Here is a 20196-nt window from a genome sequence, read left to right on the forward strand (position 1 = left end):
TCGAGCGCTTCCGTCGTCCACGCGACGGTCGGTACGGTTGCGACTTCGACGCGATGTCGGCTTCACCATGGCCGACACGGTGTCGGCTTCGCCGTGGTTGACGCGGTGTCGGATTCGACGCGGGGTCCTCGCGCACACGCGCCCCGCTGCGAGCGCGCTCGCTCGCCCAGCGCACGCACACCCGCGCTGTCGGCGGGTTTTCGGCGAAAGCGTTATCAGATCCTCAGTCGTACCGGCCGACAATGCAGACCACTCGCCCGCACCGGCTGGCACCGACCGCTCGCGGAGGTGAGCCGTCGTGGAACTGATCATCACGGAGAAGGACAACGCCGCGCGACGGATCGCCGACATCCTCTCCGGCGGCACGTACGACTCGAGTCGCGAGAAGGGCGTCAACGTCTACGAGTGGGGCGGCAAGCGCTGCGTGGGGCTGTCCGGCCACGTCGTCGGCGTCGACTTCCCCGCCGAATACTCGGACTGGAGAGACGTCGAACCGGTCGAACTCATCGACGCCTCGGTCGAGAAGACGGCGACGAAGGAGAACATCGTCGCGACGCTGCGGATCCTCTCGCGGAAGGCCACTCGCGTGACGATCGCGACGGACTACGACCGCGAGGGCGAGTTGATCGGCAAGGAGGCCTACGACATCGTTCGCGACGTCGACGACGAGGTTCCGATCCGACGCGTTCGGTTCTCATCGATCACCGAAAACGAGGTCCAGAGCGCGTTCGACGAACCGGACGACCTCGACTTCGACCTCGCGGCGGCCGGCGAAGCCCGCCAGATCATCGACCTCATCTGGGGGGCTGCGCTGACGCGATTCCTCTCCCTTTCGGCGGGCCAACTCGGAAACGACTTCATCTCCGTCGGTCGCGTGCAGTCGCCGACGCTCAAGCTGATCGTCGACCGCGAACGCGAGATCGAGGCGTTCGATCCCGAGACGTACTGGGAGCTGTTCGCCGATCTCCAGAAGCGCGAGGGCGAAACGACACCGTTCGACGCGCAGTACTTCTACCGCGACGAGGACGACAACGAGGCCGAACGCGTTTGGGAGGAGGCTGCCGCGAGCGAGGTCTACGAGATTCTCGCCGAGCGCGACAGCGCGACGGTCGTCGACGTCAACCGCCGAACGCGGACCGACACGCCGCCGGCGCCCTTTAACACGACCCAGTTCATCCGTGCGGCGAGCGCGATCGGCTACTCGGCGAAACGAGCGATGTCGATCGCCGAGGATCTCTACACGGCGGGTTACATCACCTACCCGCGGACCGACAACACCGTCTACCCCGACGACCTCGATCCCGAGGAACTGCTCGACGACTTCGTCGGCCACCCGACGCTGGGTGAGAGCGCCGAGAGTCTGCTCGAGTCGGACGACGATATCGTCCCCACCGAAGGCGACGAGGAGACGACCGACCACCCCCCGATCCACCCGACGGGCGAGATCCCCTCCCGGGGCGGCGACGTGAGCGACGACGAGTGGGAGGTGTACGAACTCGTCGTGCGCCGGTTCTACGCGACGGTCGCCGAGGCGGCCATCTGGGAACATCTCAAGGTCGTCACCGAGGTCGACGACTACCGGCTCAAGTCCAACGGCAAGCGCCTCGTCGAAGCGGGCTACCACGACGTCTATCCCTACTTCAACAGCACCGAGAACTTCGTCCCCGGCGTCGACGAGGGCGAGGAACTCGACCTCTCGGAAGTCGAACTCGAGGAGAAAGAGACCCAGCCGCCCCGTCGATACGGCCAGTCGCGGCTCATCGAGACGATGGAAGACCTGGGGATCGGGACGAAGTCGACCCGACACAACACCCTCGAGAAGCTCTACGACCGGGGCTACATCGAGAGCGATCCGCCGCGACCGACGCGGCTCGCGATGGCCGTCGTCGACGCGGCCGAAGATTACGCCGACCGGGTCGTCAGCGAGGAGATGACCGCGCAACTGGAGCGAGACATGGACGCCATCGCCTCCGGCGAAGCGACGCTCCAAGACGTTACAGACGACTCCCGGGAGATGCTCGAGGATATCTTCGCGAGTCTCGCCGAGTCGCGCGAGGAGATCGGCGACCAGCTTCGGAAGTCGCTCAAGGACGACAAGCGCCTAGGTCCGTGTCCCGACTGCGGCGAGGATCTGCTGGTCCGGCGCAGCCGCCACGGCTCGTACTTCGTCGGCTGCGACGGCTACCCCGACTGCGAGAACACGCTGCCGCTGCCGTCGACCGGCAAGCCGCTGATCATGGAAGACGAGTGCGAGGACCACGGCCTGAACGAGGTCAAGATGCTCGCCGGACGCCAGACGTTCGTTCACGGCTGCCCGCTCTGTAAGGCCGAGGACGCCGGGGAGGGTCCGGTGTTGGGCGTCTGCCCGGACTGCGGTGACGAACATGATGGGGAACTCGCCATCAAGACCCTCCAGAGCGGCTCGAGACTCGTCGGCTGTACGCGCTATCCGGACTGCGAGTACTCGCTGCCGCTGCCCCGACGGGGCGACATCGAGGTTACCGACGAGCACTGCGAGGAACACGACCTCCCCGAACTCGTCATCCACAGCGGCGACGAGCCGTGGGAACTCGGCTGTCCGATCTGTAACTACCAGGAGTTCCAGGCCCGCGAGAGCGAGACCGGCTCGGATCTCGAGGCCCTCGAGGGCGTCGGCGCGAAGACGGTCGAGAAACTCGCCGACGCGGGCATCGAGAGCCTCGACGACCTGACGGATGCCGATCCCGACACCATTGCTGCGGACGTCGACGGCATCAGCGCCGAACGCGTCCGGTCCTGGCAGGCGAAAGCCTGAGACGCTCGCGGCGATTCGTTCTGCTTCGGGACGGCCGACCCGCCCGATCGATTTCGCCCTGAGCGGCGCTACCGGTCCCGCTATCGCCGAGATCGTGTTCGATTACAAACCGGTCACTCGGAGATAGAATTAACTTGGTGTGTTCGTATGCACAACTATCTGCGCGGCGACGTGTGGCTCTCACGCGCGTCGTGATTACGGGTTGGATACATGACAGGGAACGACACGACGCCGACCGATCTTCAGTTGGACGACCAGGGCGACAGTATCGAAGTCACCGTCGGAATCACGCAGCTCGAGGCGTTTCTGACGGCCGACGATCCCGAAGTGAGGGAGTACGCCGCCAAGACGCTGGCGAACGAGGCCACCGAGCGGCCGGACGAGGTTCGCTCGGCCGTCGAGGCGCTGACCGATCGCCTCGAGGACGAACCGGCGATCAGATCACACGCGACCGCGGCGCTGTCGGCCCTCGCCGCGACCCACCCAGCGGCGATCCGGGACTCGGTACCGGCGCTGACCGATCGACTCGAGGGCTCGACGGCGATCCGAGCGGACGCGGCCGACGCGCTGGCCGCCGTCGCTGCCGACGAGTCGCGGATCGTCACCGACTCGACCGATGCACTCGGCGCCTACGTGACCGACGAGAACGAACGCGTTCGCGTCCGAGCGACGGACGCCCTCGCCGCGATCGCCGACGCCGACCCCGAAACGGCCGCGGCGGTCGTCGACGACGTAGCCGGGGCGACCGACGACGAGACACCTGCCGTCCGCGAGAACGCGACGGCGATCCTCGCCGCGGTCGCGACGGACAGTCCCGGTGACGTCCTCGAGACGATCACGCCGCTCGTCGACCGTCTGGACGACGACGAATCAATCAGAGCGAACGCGGCGCGCGCGCTCCGAGCAATCGCCCTCGAGGCGCCGGTCGCGGTCGCAGCCGAGGTCGATCCGCTCGCCGACAGGCTCGCGGACCCGCGGGTGGGGATCCGAACCGACGCCGCGGTCGCCATCGCCGCCGTCGCCGCGGAGCGCCCCGGCGCAGTGGGCGACGCCGTCGAACCGCTCGCGCACAGGCTCGACGACGTCTCCGAGGTTCGTACCGAGAGCATCCGGGCGCTCCGTGACGTCGCGGAGAACGACCCCACAGACGCTGTTCCAGCCGTCTCGGAACTCGTCGAACGCCTCGAGGATACCCGGGAGGACGTCCGAACTGACGCGGCCGGAGCGCTGTCGGCCGTCGCGTCGAAGCGACCGGCCGCGGTCACCGACGCCGTCGCGCCGCTGGCCGACTGGCTAGAGGAGGGGACGCCGGAGATCCGAACGCACGGCGTCGCGGCCATCGCGGCCGTCGCGGAGGCTCGTCCGACCGCCGTCGAACCCGTGGTAACCGACGTTGCCGGCGTGCTCGACGACGAAGACGAACTCGTCCGTCTCGACGCCGCTCGCGCCATCGCGGCCGTCTCCGAAGCCGCGCCCGGTGCGGTCCGGCCGGTCGTCCCCGACCTCGCCGATCGACTCGACGATCCGCACGAACCGGTTCGCCACCGCGCGGCCGACGCCCTGAGCCCCATCGCGCTCGAGGCCGGCGAGGCACAGCGGGCCTCGGACCATCCGATCGGCTCCTCGACGCGCGAGGCCGACGACGACCCCGACATCCCCGCGCTGGTCGATCGACTCGAGGACGGCGACGAGTGGGTCCGAGGCTACGCGGCCCGCGCACTCGCTGAGGTAGCCAGCGCGCAGGTGGCCGACGCCCACCCGGCGATCCGGTCGCTGTGCCGACGGCTCGAGGACGACGCGACGCCGGTTCGCCGGGCCGCAACGCGCGATCTCGTCACCGTCGCGGCCGAGGAGCCGGACGACGCTCGCGTCGCCTTCCCCGCACTCGGCGACCGATTGAGCGACGGCGACGCGACGGTCAGGAACAACGCCGCGATCGCGCTCGGCCGACTCGCGGAGCGCTATCCCGCCGACGTCCGCGAGGCCGACGTGCTGGTGTCGCTGTTCGGCGCGCTCGACGACGACGATCGAACGATCGCGGCGACTGTGAGGAACGTGCTCGCGACCATCGTTTCCGACGGGACGGGCGATTATCGGCCGTCGCTCGCGCTCGCGATCGAGGCGACGACCGCAGACGAGGAACGGGTTCGCGTAGCCGCTTGCGAAGCGCTCGCGACCCTCGGTCCGGACTCCGGCGAGGAGACCGCGGCCGTGATCGACGCGCTCGGCGAGGTGCTGGTCGATCCGACGCCGGCCGTTCGCACCGCCGCGCTGTCCGCGCTCGAGACGACGCTCTCGGCTGACGTCGACACCGAGCCGACGCCGACCGACGCCGTCCTCGAGGTCCTCGCGGCGGGCGACGAGCGGGCGGCCGCCGTCACCGACGCACTCGCGGACGTCGCCCGGAGCGAGCCGGAACTCCTCGGGGACGCTGCCACGCCGCTGCTGGAGCGATTCGACGCGGCCGAGGGCCGCGAGCGACGGGCGCTCCTGTCCCTGCTGACGACGGTCGTCGAAGCCGGCGACGGCAACCCCGTGACGGGACTCCTGCTCGACCGACTCGAGAGCGACGGGGACCGACGCGCGATCGCCGGGGAAATCGCCCGACTGGCCGCGACGACGCCAGATGACGTCGTCGACGAGCGGGATCGATTGCAGGTACTGCTCGAAACCGGCGCCGAGGACGACGGGTCGAACGGGACGACGCGGCCCGGCGAGGACGAGGCGATTCGCGGCTACGCCGCGCTCGCGCTCGGCACGCTCGCGATCACCGACCACGACGACGGGGAGACGCTGGGATCGGCGCTCGAGCACGTCGACGACCGACTGCTCGACGCCGCCTCGCTCGCGACCGGCGGCGAGACGCCGACCCACACCGACGGCATCAACAAGCAGCTCTCCGGAATGGGGCGGCGACTGGACGGCGATCCCTGGGCGGCGGGGCTCGCGCTGCTCGCACTCTCCGCTCTGGCCGACGAGTCCGACAGCCTCCGGCCGACCGGCGTCGCGAAGATCGCCGACGGACTCGAGACCGAGAATCCGGTCGTCCGAATTACCGCCGGCCGCGTCCTCGAGACGATGGCGACCGACGATCCGGCGGGATTCGAGGAGGCGTTCCCGGCGCTGGTCGACGCGCTCTCCGATCCCGACGGCGACGTCCGGGCGACCGCGGCGGCCGCGCTCGCCGCGTGCGCCGAAGCCGACGCCGGACCCGAACTCGAGGATGCCGGCACGGACCACCTCACACACCTTCGTCGGTCGCTCGCCGATCCCGACGGCCGCGTTCGAGCCCGTGCCGTTCGGACGCTCGCAGCGCTCGAGGACACCGACCCTCTATCCGCGATCGACGCGCTCGGCGACGATCCCGTGCCGAGCGTTTCGGAGGCGTCGTCGAGCGCGACGACGCGTCTCGAGAGCGTACGGGAACGTGACACGGACACTGACGCGGACGACGAGGTCGGCGAATCCGACTGGCCGATGGTCCGCGGGGGGCCGATGCGTACCGGCCACGTCGCCGGTGAGGCGCTCGACCGTCGAGCGAGCGAACGGTGGCGCGTCGACTGCGACGACGGCGTCGACATCGAGAGCGCGCCGGCACTCGTCGGCGAGACGGTCGTCGTCGGACGCGACGACGGAAGCGTGAGCGCGCTGGCGATCGAAGATGGCCACGAACACTGGCGGTTCGAGGCAGGCGGTCCGATCAGAACCGAGCCCGCAGCCGTCGACGGGACGGTGTACGTCGGCAGCGACGACGGCGCCGTCTACGCGCTCGACGCCGAAACCGGCGAGCGCGCCTGGCGCTACCAGACCGACGGTCGCGTCCGAACCGCACCGATCGCCGTCGACGGGGTGCTGTACGTCGGCAGCGACGAACTCCACGCGATCGACGCCGAAACCGGCCAGCTCGTCTGGACCGTCGATCTCGAGGCCGAGATCGAAACCGACCGCGGAGTGATCGTAGGGCCAACGGTTGCGGACGGAACGGTGTACGTCGCCGCCGACGATCGGCTGTTCGCGGTCGCGGCCGCCGACGGGAGCCCCCGCTGGGAGACGAGCCTCGAGGCCGCCATCGGGACGCCGCCGGCCGTCGCCGACGGGCGGGTGTACGTGGCCTGCGGCGAGACCCTGGTGGCGCTCTCGAGTACCGACGGCTCACCCGAGTGTCGGTTCGACACCGGCGGTCGGATCGAGGCGTCGCCCGCCGTCGCGGACGGAACGGCCTACGTCGCCAGTTCGGACGCCAGCGTCTACGCCGTCGACGCGGCGACGGGAACCGAACGCTGGCGCGTCCCCGTCGGACGGACCACCACCGATCTCGCCGTGATCGACGGCGCCGTCTATCTGGGCACGGAGAACGAGAGCCTCACCGCGCTGGGGACCGCCGACGGCTCCCGACTGTGGGGCCACCGGTGTGAAGGTCCCGTCTCGTCGCTCGCCGTCGCTAGCGGTCGACTGTGCGCCGTCGGCGAAGCCGGGATCACGACGATCGGCGACTCGAACGCGTCGCTGACGGACTCAATCTCCGGGCTGTTCACGCGACTCGGCAGCGGGGATCGGTAGCGACTCGAGCGCCGGCGCACGATCCCGACGACACACGTTTTCTGGCGTTTCTCGAACGCGAAACGCTCGTTCGTTCACGGCGCCGGGAGGAACTGAACGACCAAGTGGCGCCCGCCCGTTGTGACGGCCATGAGCGACGAGCGCGAGCGGTGGAACGAGAAGTACAATCGCGTCGAGTGGAGCCTGCCCGATACCCCCATCCCCGAACTCGAGCGACGGCTCGCGACCCTGCCCGACGGGCGTGCACTCGACGTGGCGACCGGTACCGGGCGGAACGCACGATTTCTCGCCGCCAACGACTACGACGTCGACGCCGTCGACATCTCCGACGTGGCGCTCGAGGACGCACGGGCCCGCGCCGAGGAACGCGACCTCGAGGTGAACTGGATCAGAGCGGATCTGTCCGATATCGACCTCGAGACCGACGCCTACGACGTGATTACCGTGAGCTTCTTCGCGGCGCTCGAACACCTGCCCGCGCTCAAGGAGGCGCTGGCGCCCGGCGGCGTCCTCGTCTACGAACACCACCTGCGCTCGAGCGACGCGGTCGAGGTCGGGCCCTCGAGCGAGCGGTTTCAGTACCGGTCGAACGACCTCCTCCGGGCGTGTCTCGATCTGACGATCCTCTCCTACGAGGAGCGACGGCGGCCAGTCTCGGGTGGTATCGCCGCGGTCGCGACGCTCGTGGCTCGGAACTCCAGCGGTGGTACTCAGTCGTACCCGAAGCTTCCGGCGCGCGACTAGTCCTGAGACTCGTCTGCCGCCCCTTCGCCGTCGTTCGCTGGTTCCTCGTCGCCGTCTTCCGCCCCATTATCCATCGATTCGTCGTCCGTCCCCTCGTTGTCGTCGCCGTTCGTCTCTTCGTCACCCGCCGCCGACGCCTGTGCCTCGAGCGTTCTCTCGACGCCGGAGACGATATTCGACGCCGTCGTGCCGCCCTCGTTGCGCCAGTGGACTTCACCGTCGCCGTCGATGGCGACCAGGGTCGGGAAACTCCGAACGTCGTAGTAGTCGTTGAGCACGCCGCGTTCGTCGATACCGACAGTCCAGTTCCCGTCGTGTTCGTCCCACCAGTCGGCTAACTCCGCCGGCGAGTTCGACGGGCCCGAGGAGTCGTCGAAGAGGGACACAACCTCGACGTCGGTCTCGGCCGCCTCGAGTTCCGCCCTCGCGTCGTCGATCGCGGGCAACAGCCCACGGCTGGTCGGGCAATCCGTCCGGGTAAAGTTGATCAGCATGACCTGCCCCGCCCGCGGAATCGTAATGGTTCCCGCCTCGCTGCCGGGTGCGTCGAGGGTCTGGATCTCGAACGGCGGCGAGTCGTCGGTCGTTTCGGTCTCGCTTTCGTCGGCAGCGTCGTTCCCGTCGTCGAGACAGCCCGCGCAGGCGATCGAAACGGCCCCCGCTCCGACGATCACGAACGCTCGCCGTCTCATCGCGACCACCGTTTGCCGTCAGGATCCGATTTCGTCGTGCGCTCGAATCGGGCAGCGTACTCGAGCCCGCTCCGGCGCCCGCGGTGTCCCACCATAGTTCGTTTGCGAACGCTGGTACCAAAGAATCGACGGTCTCGACCGACTCGCTGAGCTGCTGACGGTCCCCGTGTAGCGGTGTTCGGGTGACACCCGCTTCGAGCGCCGATTATCACAGACAACCCTGAGTTTCTCTCAATCGGATACGGTACCGAAACAACTATGCATATTTTCGCCTAGTAGATGGTTATACGATGACCAACTGCTCGAGTCGAGTGCTCCTCCGGGTCCTCGACGAGCGCGGGGCGGTCGAAACGACGTCGCTTGCGGACGCACTCGACGTCCATCCGGTGACGGTAAGCAAGGAGTGTCACGAACTGCAGTCCGACGGTCACATTCGCCAGATTTCGGGCGGCGTGTACACGATTACGGACACCGGCGAGCGACACCTCGAGACGCTTTCTGAGTAGCGACAGTCCGGTCCGGCGATCAGGACTCCGGCCGCTGTCGCCGCTCTCGTTCGATCGTCGTCACGTAGATTCCCGCGAGGACGACCAGTCCGCCGACCACGGTCACCGCGTCGGGAACCTCCGCGAGCAACACCAGCGCGAGCAGCGTCGCTCCGACGGGTTCGCCCAGCCAGGCGACGCTCACCACGACCGACTCGAGGTGTTTCAACACCCAGTTGATGACGGTGTGTCCGAAGACGCCGGGTCCGACGGCCATGCCGAGAAAGAGCAGCCACTCCCGCGGCGGATACGCGAGGAAGTCGTGGCCCTGCGCGCCGACGAGCAGACACAGCGTGAGCGCACAGGCCGTGTAGACGACGGTGACGTAGGGAAACAGCGAGACGCGCTGGCGGATCGACCGCCCGGCGAGCACGTAGCCCGCGACGGTGACCGCCCCGAGCAGCGCGAGGGAGTTCCCGTAGAGCGTCGCGTCGGAGACCGGTGCCTGTCCGGCGTCGCCGAACGACATGACGGCCGCGCCGACGATGGCGACGGTGATCCCCAGGACGGTCTCGCGGCTGATTCGCTCCCCGAGAACGAGTGCTGCCCCCAGCGCGACGAAGATGGGCTGGCTCTGGACGATGGTCACGCTCGCCGCGACGCTCGTGTGGTTCAAACTCTCGAACCACGCCGCGAAGTGGATCGCGAGGGCGACCCCCGCGAGGATCGCGAAGCCGAGGTCGCGACTCGAGAGCCGACCGAACTCCTCGCGGTAGCGAAGCAGGGCGATCGGGGCGATCAGCGCCGTCGTGAACAGCACTCGGTAGAAGGCCGCGACCGAACTCGGGGCCGTACTCCAGCGCACCAGGATGGCGCTGGTGCTCGCCGCGAACACCGCGAAGGCCAGCGCGACGACCGGCGTCACCTCGAGATCGGAACTGCGCACGGTTCGTGACACTCAGCGGAATCTCAAACGCCTTCCGAAACGGGGCGGTTCGAAGGTTTCCGACCGACCTCGAGTCACCGCGTTTCGAGCGGGAGACGGCGGGTCCGGATCGCCGCTGCTATAGGCCCGACCGCGGGAGTTTTCGTATGGACGAGCGGACGGTCGGCACCGCGTACGTACTCGCATCTGCCGTCGGGTTCGGGGCCACCGGGATCTTCGGCACGCTCGCGAGCGATATCGGTCTCTCGATCCCGACCGTCCTCGTGTTCCGGTTCGCCATCGCGGCCGTCGTCCTCTGGCTGCTGCTCGCGGTTCGGGGCCGGCTCCGTCCCCTCCCCGGGCGAACGTTCGTCTACGCGATCGTCCTCGGCGTCGCCGGCTTCGGCGCGATGAGCGGCTTCTACTTCTGGGGGCTCGAGTATCTGACCGCCGGATTGGTCGCCATCGTCCTCTATACGTATCCCGCGATCATCGTCGTCGTGACGATAGCCACGAACCCGAACCGCATCAGCCGCACGCTCGTCGCGGCGCTCTGTCTCTCGCTCGGCGGCGTCGCGCTCATCGTCGGCGCGGATCCGACCGGCGCCGATCCGCGAGGCGTCCTCATCGTCTTCGCCGGTGCCGTGAGCTACGCCGGCTACGTGATCGGGAGCGAGCGCGTCCTCGAGTCGGTCGATCCGGAGCTGCTGACGGCACACGTTCTGCCCGCGGCCGGCATCGCCTTCCTCGCCATCGGTCTCGCGATGGACGCGTTCGCAGTGCCGGCAGCAACCGAGACGACGGCCTGGGGCGTACTGGCCGCGCTGTCGATACTCTCGACTGCGGTACCGATTCTCCTGCTGTACACCGGCCTGCCGCGGCTCGGCGCGAGCAGAGCGGGCATCGTCAGCACCGCCGAACCGGCCGTCGCCGTCGTCCTGGGCGCGGTGATACTCAGCGAGTCGGTAACGATTGCGACGGTTCTCGGCGGCGGACTCGTCATCGTCGGCGTCCTCCTGATTCACCGCCGAACGTGAGTGCAGAACAGATTCTCGTGGGTCGTCGTCCGAACGAATCGAGCCCTACAGTCGGCTCGCCCGGTAGATCATCGCGACGTCTCGATCGACGTCCTCGAGACCGATGACGTCGTCTTCCGTCAACTCCTCCGCGTCCCACTCCTCGACGAACTCGAGGGCGTCGGCTTCGTCGCCGAACGCGCGCGGGTTGATGGTCATCGGATCGTCGACCGCATCCTCGTCAGTGATGAGGACGTAGTACGCCTCGGTCGCGTCGACGAGGTCGCGCGTCTCGTAGTCCATCGTCCAGGCGTTTTCAATCGGCGAGTCGGACGCCGTCGCGGCGACGTACGCAAAGAGGCAGCCGGTCGTGTCGAAGATCGCTCCCGTCCCGTCCTCGTGGGCGAGTTGCGCGTTCCACCGGGAGTAGTTCGTCGGCGGCATCCCGCAGACCGGACAGTCCTGGTCGCCCGTGAAGTCGACGGGGTCGTCACCCGGGTGCTCCATGTTGGGTTCGAACGTCCGCTCGTCGTCGCCGTTCTCGTCCCCATCGTCGTCGGACCCGTCGTCGCCGCCGCTACAGCCCGCGAGCCCCGCAACCGCTCCCGTTCCGAGGAGTCCGAGCAGCCGTCGGCGTTCGAGGAGGCGCCCGTCGCGTTCAGTCATACGTGTGGCTATCGGCCGGATCACCAAAACGCACGTGGTTCAGTCACCGAACCGGCCGCCGCTCGGGGGAGGCGGTGTAGTCGGTCACTCGAGGCGCGCTTTCGTCAGCCGATGGCGCGTTCGAAACATCCCTTCGAAACCGACCTGCGAGAACGGCGTGACCGCACCGACGAGTCGGCCGATGGTGGGTTCCCCGCCGTACGGCAGTTCGTACTCGACGCGGTCCCGCAGAATCGTCTCCTCGCCGTCGGCGAAGAACGTGTGGGTGTGGAGCCAGCGATCGAACGGCCCACCGATCATCTCGTCGCGGAAGTAGGCGACGCCGTCCTCGCGCTCGCGCTCCGTGATCAGGGAGGTGACGTACTGGCGGGGACCGATGCCGAAGGGACGCATCGACAGCGAAATCTCGGTCCCGGCCTCGAGAACGGCCGGGTCCGAGTCGCCGTCCGGTCCGATCATCGACTCGACGCGCAACCCCATCCAGTCGGGTGTGAGCGCCTCGAGCCCCTCGATTCGGGAGTGAAACTGCCAGACGGCCTCGAGCGGCGCGTCGATCGTACTCTGGCGATCGTAAGTCGGCATAGCTCTGCTCACGGCGGCCAGCGTAAAAACCGAACGGCCGAACAGTGTCTCGCTCCGACGGTTCCGACTACTTCAGACGCTCCTGGAGGAACGACGGATGGGCCGCGGTGACGCCGTCGATCTCGAGGATGTTTTCGGAGATGATCTCGCCCAGCGCGTCGCCGTCCGCGGCGCGAACCTCGGCCATCAGCATGTGATCGCCGCTAGAACTGTAGAGGGCTTCGATCTGTGCGAGATCCTTGAGCGCGTTCGTCGCCTCGACGTAGCGTTCGCTCGCGACGTCGATCCCCACCATGGCGATGGTCTTGCTCGAGAGCTTCTTCGGGTCGATGTCGGCCGAGTAGCCGACGATTACGCCCTCCTCCTCGAGCTTGTTGATGTACTTTCGAACCGTCGGCTTCGAGACGTCCGCGCGGTCGGCGATCTCGGCGTAGGACGCCTGGGCATCCTCTTCGAGAACGTCGAGGATGCGATCCTCCGTCGCCTGTGTGCTCATGTGATACTGTTTTGCTCGGACGGAAAAATATCTTTTGTATCCGAAAACGACCGAAATTCCGGGTGCGACGCCGCCCTCGGACCGTTCAACCGCCGGAATTCGGACACGAAGCAAACCGACGACCTCGCCGACGCTCGTCGCGTCGTCCACCGGGACGGGACCGAGGGACTTATTCGCGTACTGACCCGAGTTCCGGAGAAGCACATGGTCGACCCGAGCCTGATCAGCGGGACCGTCTGGCTGCTCTGTGGGATCGCGATCCTCTATCTCGGCTACCTCATCGCGATTCGCGGACGGGCGGACCTGCACGCGAACTACGACGAGTCGGTCGACCCCGCGTACGTCTCTCGGTGGGCCGGCGGGACCGCCCTGCTCATGGGTCTGCTCGTCGTCGCCTACGGGATCCGAGAGATGCGCTACGGCTTCCAGCCCACTGCACTCGGCGGGCTACTCGTCGCTTTGCTCGTTCTAAGTTACCTCACGAAACTGTTCGCACGCGGGTTCGGCTACCGTGGCTGAGAGCGGTTGTTGTATCTCGTCCTGTGGCTAACGAATGTCGACTCACGTCGGAAACGTAATAGTACCACGGTCGGAACGGGTCCCGTATGAAACGGTCCCGCGTCCGGATCTTCGGCTGCGTCCTCCTTTGTACGCTCCTCGTCGCGCTCGCCGGCTGCGTGGCTCTTCCCGACGAGGGTGTCTCGCAGGACCACCTCGAGGACCGATTCGCAGAGACGGAGCCGCCCGAATCGGTCGCTGCGACGGTCGAAGTCACCGAGACGGTCGACGGTGAAGTGACCACGCACACCGAAACCGTCTGGCTGCGTGCCGACGGCGCGAGTCGGATCGAGACGACCGAAGACGGCGCCGAGATGGTCATCGTCAACGACGGCAGCGAGCGCTACTTCCACGACCGCGAGGCGGATTCGGTGCGGAGTTACGAGATCGATTCGACCGCGACAGCCTACCTCGAGGGGCTCTACGAACAGCCCGAGCGGTACGTCGAGAGCTACGACGTAACCGAGATCGAGGAGACGACGGTCGACGGCCACGAGGTCTACCGCGTCGAGTTCGATCCACCGGCGAACGAGACGATCGACCGCTCGATCAGCGTCCAGCTCGGCCCCGACGAGTACGTGTTGCCCCTCGAGACGAGCGAGGTGGATACCGCCGAGCGAAGCGCCGACCGGGTCGAACTCTGGCTCGATCAGGAGAGCATGTTCCCGGTCAAACACGCCATCGCCGGCGACGGGATCGAACTGGAGACGACGTATCGATCCCTCTCGCTCGACGAGCCGCTCGACGAGGGGCTGTTCGATCCGCCCGAAGCCGACGACGGAAGCGACTCCGAGGAGTTCGTGCTGCCGACGATTACTCACCACGAGTCAGTCGCCGAGGCCGACGCGGCAGCGCCGTTCTCGGTCGCCGAACCCGAGGCCGACGCGCTTCCCGACGGCGTCGAACTCGAGGAGATCAGTCAGTACGTGTTCCACGACGAGGACCGAACGCAGGTGACGCTGAGCTACCGGAACGGGGACGGCGATTCGATCGCGGTCACGACGAGCGACGGCCAACGACAGTTCGCGACCGGCGGCGATCCGGTCGCCGTGGGGGACGCGACGGGAACGATCGCCCACACCGACGAGGGAACCGAACTCCAGTGGTCGTGTGACGGCGTCGACTACTCGGTGTTCGCCAGCAACGAGTACGAGAGCGAGACTGCCGTCTCCGTTGGAGAGTCAGCGAAGCCCGCGTGTTAACGACCAGCGTCGGTGACCGGTGAAAACGAGACCGTCCGGACTGATTCACCGGCAGCGGTCGCTCGTCGGGATTATTACGGGTAAAAATCGAATTTCGTCTCGAGTGGCGTCGAAACGCTTCCTCGAGGGCTACTTGTGGCGGTCGAGCAGGTCGTAGCTACGCTCCCACTCGCTGTCCTCGTCGAAGTAACGCTCGGCGAGGGGCTGGTCGGGCATCTCGCCGACGGCCGACTTCTCCTGCTGGTAGGACGGCCGATCGTCGTCGATGTAGTATCGACCCGTCAGGACGGTCCCCTCTTTGAGGACGTCCTCGGTCTCGTACATCATCTCGGCGGCTTCGCGCCGGTCGTGGACGTCGAAGTCGTAGTCGTCGGACTCCTGGACGTCGATGTAGGGGACGTACTGCCGAGCGTCCTTGTTCCACGTCGGACACTGCGTCAGGAAGTCGACGTGGGCGAAGCCGTCGTGTTCGATGGCTTCCGCGATGATCTCCTTGGCCTGGTTCGGGTTGACCGCGGCCGTGCGAGCGACGTAGCTCGCGCCGGCGTTCAGCGACATCGAGAGCGGACGCAGCGGCGTCTTCGCGCTCCCGGATGGCTGGGTCTTGGACTTGTGGCCCTTCGGACTCGTCGGGGAGGTCTGGCCCTTCGTCAGGCCGAAGATCTCGTTGTTGAAGACGATGTAGGTGATGTCGTGGTTCTCCCGGGCCGTGTGGATCCAGTGGTTGCCGCCGATCCCGTAGCCGTCGCCGTCACCGCCCGCGGCGATGACCTCGAGTTCGGGGTTGGCGAGCTTTGCGGCCCGAGCGACGGGCAGCGAGCGGCCGTGGATCGTGTGGAAGCCGTAGGTGTCGAGGTAGCTGTTCAGCTTGCCGGAACAGCCGATTCCGGTGACCGTCAGCACCTCTTCGGGCGTCTTGCCGACTTCCGGCAGGGCCTGTTTGAGCGACTTCAGCACGCCGAAGTCGCCACAGCCAGGACACCAGGTCGGCTGCGGTTCGACACCGGGAGTAAACTCGTCCCGGTCGATCTCTCGTTCCTCTCCGATGGCGTTGAATGCACTCATGATTAGTCACCTGCAGCGGGTTCGATTCGTACCTGTGCGGTCGGCTCGCGGTCCTCCTCGGCGAGGTTGACCTCGTAGCCTTCGACGACTTCCGCCGGTTCGAACGGGTTCCCGTTGTACTTGAGGAGACTGGTCATCTTCTCGCCGAAGAGACCCAGTTCCTTCTGGATCAGGCCGCGGAACTGTGCGGTGGCGTTCATCTCGACGACCATCGCCTCGTCGACGCTCTCGAGGAATTCGGTCATCTCCGCCTCGGGGAACGGCATCATATCCGAGACGGTGACTCCTTTGACGGAGTGGCCGTCCTCGTTGAGCCGTTCGACGGCTTCGGCGACGGCACCGTGGCTCGATCCCCACGTGATGATGCCGTAGTCGGCGTCGTCGTCGCCGTAGTAGGTCTGGTTCGAGGGGTGTTCCTCGTCCAGTTCGTCGCGGATGGTGTCGAGTTTCTCGATCCGGCGAGTCATCTGCGCGACTCGGTTGTCCGGATCTTCCTCGATGTGTCCGACTGGGCTGTGTTCGTTCCCGGTCGCGAGATACCGTCCACCCTTCTGGCCGGGCAGCGACCGCGGGGCGACGTTGTTCTCGGCGTCCTCGTAGTTGAAGCGCTTGAACTTGCCGCTCGCGTCGTGAGCGGCCTCCTTGAGTTCTTCTTCGGTGAGCGTCGAGCCCAGGTCGGGCGCGGGCTCTCGGTCGAAGAACTCGACGTCGACGTTCTTGTTCTCGCCGGAGAGCTTCTGGTCGTAGATGACGATCACCGGAATCTGGTAGTCCCAGGCGATCTCGAAGGCGAGTCGGGTCTGTTCGTACGCCTCCTCGATAGTCCCCGGCGCGAAGACGACCCGCGAGGAGTCGCCCTGACTCGTGTAGAGGACGAACTCGAGGTCGCCCTGCTCGGGCTTCGTCGGCAGGCCGGTCGACGGACCGGCGCGCATCGATTCGACGAGGACGAGCGGCGTCTCGGTCATCTCGGCGAGTCCGAGCGGTTCGCTCATCAGCGCGAAACCGCCGCCGGAGGAGCCGGACATGGCCTTCGCGCCGGCGTGGCTCGCACCGAGTGCGAGCGCCGCGGCGGCGATCTCGTCTTCGACCTGCTCGGAGATCCCACCCATGTCGGGGAAGTTCTGGCTGAGGATGGTGAACACGTCCGTCCACGGCGTCATCGGGTAGCCGGCGATGAACCGACAGCCGGCGTCGATCGCGCCGTAGGCGATCGCGTTCGAACCCGACAGCAGCGCCTGCTCGGTGTCGTGTGAGCCCGTCGGCGCTCGAAGGTCGTGCTCGAACTCGTACTCCTCGTTGGTCATGTCGTAGGCCTCGTGGAGAATCTCGAGGTTCGCCTCGAGGATGTCCCCGCCCATGGCGTCGGACATCAGGTCCTCGATGTGCTCGAGGTCCATGTCGAGCAGGGCCGCGGTGACACCGACACCGGCGGTGTTGCGCATGACTTCGCGCCCGTGCTCTTTAGCGAGGCCGCGGAGGTCCATCGGGAAGACGTGCCAGTCGTTCTCCTCGGCACGCTCCTCGAGGTTGATCTCCTCGACGTCCTCCTCGCTGACCAGTCCCTCGTCGTAGACGATGATGCCGCCCTCACGCAGCTCGTCTAAGTTCTCGGACAGGGGTTTGATCTCCTCGTTGCCGTAGTAGGCCTCCTCCTGCGGGTTGCGGGCGAAGGAGTCGCCCAGCGAGAGCAGGAAGTTGTAGCCGTCGCCCCGTGACTGTACCTCGTGGGCTGCGGCCCGGATCTCGACGTACGTGTGGCCGCCGCGAATCCGCGACGGATAGTGCCGATGGGTGAATACGTCGAGCCCCGAGCGCATCAGCGCTTTTGCGAAGTTCTGACTCGTCGAGTCGATCCCGTCTCCGGAACCGCCTGCAACTCGCCAGATAAGTTCGTCGTCGCTCATAGTAGATCAGTGGCCGATATGGCCAACCGTATCCCGATTTTGATCTACGTGACCTAAAGCCTTTGCTATAGATTATCATGCATCTATCGTGAAGAATGAACAACCACACAATATACGCGATTATTGACCGTGAACGTTCGGTGTACTAGTGAATTTATCTATTGTTTGTGAACGATCGAACGACCGATGGCAGCGTCGGTGACGCCATACTTGCGCGAGCGGAAATGGTTATATACGGTTTTGCGGCGACGGTCTCGAATACGCACAGTCGGCGCCTCCGGTGTCGGACGACCTGACGTCGTCCGAAACGCGAGAGCGGGGGGTTCCGGCTCACTCGAGCGGTTAATGAGTCGACTACCGCCTCAAGGCTGGCACTCGAGACCGTCGAGCCTCGAGTCTGGCGACAAAAAACCCGGAAACGCGAGAACGGTCGTTACTGGTTGTTCGGGTTGCTCGGGTGGTACTCGGTATCGTACTCGCCGGGCTGGTCGTCCACGCGGTCGGGGTTGAGCCGACCCGACAGCAGCATGAAGTCGACGAGCGTCAGCGCGAGCATGGCCTCGACGACGGGAACGCCACGCGGCGGGAGAACGGGATCGTGGCGTCCGATGACCTTCTCCTCTTTGAGTTCGCCCGTCTCCCAGTCGGCCGTCTGCTGAGTCTTCGGGATCGACGTCGGCGCGTGGAGGGTGACCTCGCCGTAGATCGGCTCGCCGGACGAGATACCGCCCTGAATGCCGCCGTGGTCGTTCTCGACGGGCGTCGGGTTGCCCTCGTCATCAAATTCCCAGTCGTCGTTTCGATCCTTGCCGGTCCACTCGGCGGCCTCGGTTCCGAGCCCGAACTCGAACGCCGAGGTTGCCGGAATCGCCATCATCGCCTGCCCGAGTCGGGCGGAGAGCGAGTCGAATCGTGGTGCACCTAAGCCGACCGGGACGCCCTGCGCTTCGAAGTAGATGCTCCCGCCGATGGAGTCGCCTTCCTCCTGGTAGTCCGCGATCAGGTCCTGCATCTCGTCGGCGGTTTCGGGGTGGGCACAACGGACGTCGTTCTCCTCGCTGTGCTCGAGCATCTCCTCGAAACTGACCGCCGGCGCTTCGACGTCGCCGATCTGATTCACGTGGGCCTTGAGTTCGATTCCCTCGCGTGCGAGCAGCTTCTTCGCGATGGCGCCGGCGGCGACCCAGTTGACCGTCTCTCGCGCGGACGAGCGACCGCCGCCGCCCCAGTTTCGCGTGCCGAACTTCGCCGAGTAGGTGAAATCGCCGTGGCTCGGGCGCGGCGCGGTGATGAAGGGCTCGTACTTGCCCGAGCGGGCGTCCTTATTCTGGATGACCATCCCGATCGGCGTGCCCGTCGTGTAGCCGTCCTGTACGCCCGACTTGATCGAAACTGCGTCGGGTTCGCCGCGGCTGGTCGTGATCATCGACTGGCCGGGTTTGCGTCGGTCGAGGTCGCCCTGGATGTCGTCTTCGGAAAGCTCGAGCCCCGCGGGACAGCCGGAGACGGTACAGCCCATCGCCTCCCCGTGGCTCTCGCCGAACGTGGTCACCTGAAAGAGGCGACCGAAGCGGTTGCCGTTCATTACGCTCCTCTCGGGGACGGGGACACTTAGCGGTACGTGATTCCGCAACGGTCCGAAGTCGGGTGGGCTTCGGACGAAACGACTCCAAATCGGGGCTGCACATCCATCCCCAATACTCTTCGTCTCGAACAGTGTATGCTAGATAATACCATGCAACGCCGTTCGTTGCTCGCCGGCGCCGCCGCCTCGAGCGCCGCGCTCGCGGGCTGTCTCTCGCTCGCCGAGTCGGCAGCCGCCCAGGACGATTCCGAGCCCGAGCCGCCGTCGGATCCGGACGATCCGATCGCTCGAGCGACGATTGGCTCCCGGAGCGAGGACGAGCCGCCTCACCGGGTTCGCCTCTGGAACCTCGACGACGACCGGCGGGCCGTCTCCCTCGAAATCGAGTCGGCTGACGGGACTACCCCGTTCGACGGAAGCTACGACCTCGATCCCGAGGCCCACGTCGTCGTCTTCCTCCACGGGCGGGAGGATTACGAAATTACCGTCGGTATCGACGACGAAGAACCGAGCACCACCGAGCTCGAGGAATCGTCGTTCGACGACCCCTGCCCCGGGACCGACCTGTTCGTCCTCGAGGACGGTGAGGTCGAGACGACGACGGAATCGGAGGCTGACCACTGCTGATCCACCCGGTCATATCGATGTCTCCGAACTCGAATTTAGTGTGCCGTCGGTCCAGTCACCGATCGACCACCGCCACGGCGTACTGGGGATCGGCGGAACGAGCTACCGTGAGGCCACCAACTCGTCGAACTCGCAGGCCGCCAGCGGCACCGGCATCTGTCGTCGAGACGGTTCGATCGACGTCAGAGCGGTGTTCGATTCGTCTCAGGGCAGTTCGAACTCGATCGCCCCAGCCTGACGCGACCACCTTTTGTCTCAGTCGGCTGCTCCGCAGCCTCCTTCGCAAAATCTG

16 protein-coding genes are annotated in these 20196 nt (G+C 66.5%); 8 read left to right on the forward strand and 8 right to left on the reverse strand.

Annotation, left to right across the window (positions count from 1 at the left end; genetic code table 11):
- Positions 1–298 precede the first annotated feature (298 nt).
- The 3 genes from BLT08_RS12700 to BLT08_RS12710 all read left to right on the forward strand — a co-directional run bounded on the left by BLT08_RS12700 (position 299) and on the right by BLT08_RS12710 (position 8098).
- Positions 299–2794 carry a DNA topoisomerase I gene (locus tag BLT08_RS12700; protein WP_090307585.1) on the forward strand — a complete coding sequence of 832 codons (2496 nt, stop codon included), beginning with the start codon at positions 299–301 and terminating at the stop codon, positions 2792–2794.
- Between the two features lie 210 nt (positions 2795–3004).
- Positions 3005–7354: an outer membrane protein assembly factor BamB family protein gene (locus BLT08_RS12705; protein WP_090307589.1), complete on the forward strand. Its 4350-nt coding sequence runs from the start codon at positions 3005–3007 to the stop codon at positions 7352–7354.
- Positions 7355–7483: 129 nt separating this feature from the next.
- On the forward strand, positions 7484–8098 hold the full coding sequence (locus BLT08_RS12710) for a class I SAM-dependent methyltransferase (protein WP_090307592.1): 615 nt from the start codon (positions 7484–7486) through the stop codon (positions 8096–8098).
- Here BLT08_RS12710 and BLT08_RS12715 read toward each other — a convergent pair.
- On the reverse strand, positions 8095–8790 hold the full coding sequence (locus BLT08_RS12715) for a TlpA family protein disulfide reductase (protein WP_175529304.1): 696 nt from the start codon (positions 8788–8790) through the stop codon (positions 8095–8097). The genes BLT08_RS12710 and BLT08_RS12715 overlap by 4 nt on opposite strands.
- Positions 8791–9080: 290 nt before the next feature.
- Here BLT08_RS12715 and BLT08_RS12720 point away from each other — a divergent pair, with 290 nt between their 5' ends.
- The gene (locus BLT08_RS12720; protein ID WP_245724210.1) at positions 9081–9296 is read left to right on the forward strand and encodes a DeoR family transcriptional regulator; all 216 of its coding nucleotides are present in this window, start codon (positions 9081–9083) and stop codon (positions 9294–9296) included.
- Positions 9297–9315: 19 nt separating this feature from the next.
- On the opposite strand, the gene BLT08_RS12725 is transcribed toward BLT08_RS12720, so the two are convergent.
- Positions 9316–10221 (reverse strand): DMT family transporter, encoded by a 906-nt coding sequence (locus BLT08_RS12725; RefSeq protein ID WP_090307604.1) that lies wholly within the window; start codon positions 10219–10221, stop codon positions 9316–9318.
- Positions 10222–10367: 146 nt separating this feature from the next.
- On the opposite strand from BLT08_RS12725, the gene BLT08_RS12730 reads away from it, so the two are divergent.
- On the forward strand, positions 10368–11237 hold the full coding sequence (locus BLT08_RS12730; RefSeq protein WP_090307608.1) for a DMT family transporter: 870 nt from the start codon (positions 10368–10370) through the stop codon (positions 11235–11237).
- Between the two features lie 45 nt (positions 11238–11282).
- Here BLT08_RS12730 and BLT08_RS12735 read toward each other — a convergent pair whose 3' ends face one another.
- From BLT08_RS12735 to lrpA1, 3 genes are all read right to left on the reverse strand, one after another.
- Positions 11283–11882, reverse strand: a complete 600-nt coding sequence (locus BLT08_RS12735; protein WP_090307612.1) for a nitrous oxide reductase accessory protein NosL — start codon at positions 11880–11882, stop codon at positions 11283–11285.
- An 84-nt stretch (positions 11883–11966) separates the two neighbouring features.
- The gene (locus tag BLT08_RS12740; RefSeq protein ID WP_090307616.1) at positions 11967–12464 is read right to left on the reverse strand and encodes an SRPBCC family protein; all 498 of its coding nucleotides are present in this window, start codon (positions 12462–12464) and stop codon (positions 11967–11969) included.
- Between the two features lie 67 nt (positions 12465–12531).
- A complete protein-coding gene (gene lrpA1, locus BLT08_RS12745; RefSeq protein ID WP_090307737.1) occupies positions 12532–12960 on the reverse strand; it encodes an HTH-type transcriptional regulator LrpA1 in 429 nt (142 codons plus the stop codon).
- 204 nt (positions 12961–13164) lie between these two features.
- On the opposite strand from lrpA1, the gene BLT08_RS12750 reads away from it, so the two are divergent.
- Positions 13165–13479 (forward strand): hypothetical protein, encoded by a 315-nt coding sequence (locus tag BLT08_RS12750; protein WP_090307621.1) that lies wholly within the window; start codon positions 13165–13167, stop codon positions 13477–13479.
- 86 nt (positions 13480–13565) lie between these two features.
- Entirely contained in the window at positions 13566–14720 is a 1155-nt protein-coding gene (locus BLT08_RS12755; protein ID WP_090307625.1) for a LolA family protein, read from the forward strand.
- A gap of 129 nt (positions 14721–14849) precedes the next feature.
- Here the strand turns inward: BLT08_RS12755 and BLT08_RS12760 are convergent, their stop codons facing one another.
- The 3 genes from BLT08_RS12760 to aroC form a co-directional block, all read right to left on the reverse strand.
- Positions 14850–15785: a thiamine pyrophosphate-dependent enzyme gene (locus BLT08_RS12760; protein WP_090307630.1), complete on the reverse strand. Its 936-nt coding sequence runs from the start codon at positions 15783–15785 to the stop codon at positions 14850–14852.
- Between the two features lie 2 nt (positions 15786–15787).
- On the reverse strand, positions 15788–17692 hold the full coding sequence (locus tag BLT08_RS12765; RefSeq protein WP_090307634.1) for a 2-oxoacid:acceptor oxidoreductase subunit alpha: 1905 nt from the start codon (positions 17690–17692) through the stop codon (positions 15788–15790).
- 433 nt (positions 17693–18125) lie between these two features.
- The gene (gene aroC / locus BLT08_RS12770) at positions 18126–19277 is read right to left on the reverse strand and encodes a chorismate synthase (protein ID WP_090307638.1); all 1152 of its coding nucleotides are present in this window, start codon (positions 19275–19277) and stop codon (positions 18126–18128) included.
- A 135-nt stretch (positions 19278–19412) separates the two neighbouring features.
- Here aroC and BLT08_RS12775 point away from each other — a divergent pair, with 135 nt between their 5' ends.
- Positions 19413–19904, forward strand: a complete 492-nt coding sequence (locus BLT08_RS12775) for an Ig-like domain-containing protein (RefSeq protein ID WP_342707662.1) — start codon at positions 19413–19415, stop codon at positions 19902–19904.
- The last annotated feature ends 292 nt before the right edge of the window (positions 19905–20196 follow it).

The organism is Natronorubrum texcoconense (assembly GCF_900100335.1).
Classification (GTDB): domain Archaea; phylum Halobacteriota; class Halobacteria; order Halobacteriales; family Natrialbaceae; genus Natronorubrum; species Natronorubrum texcoconense.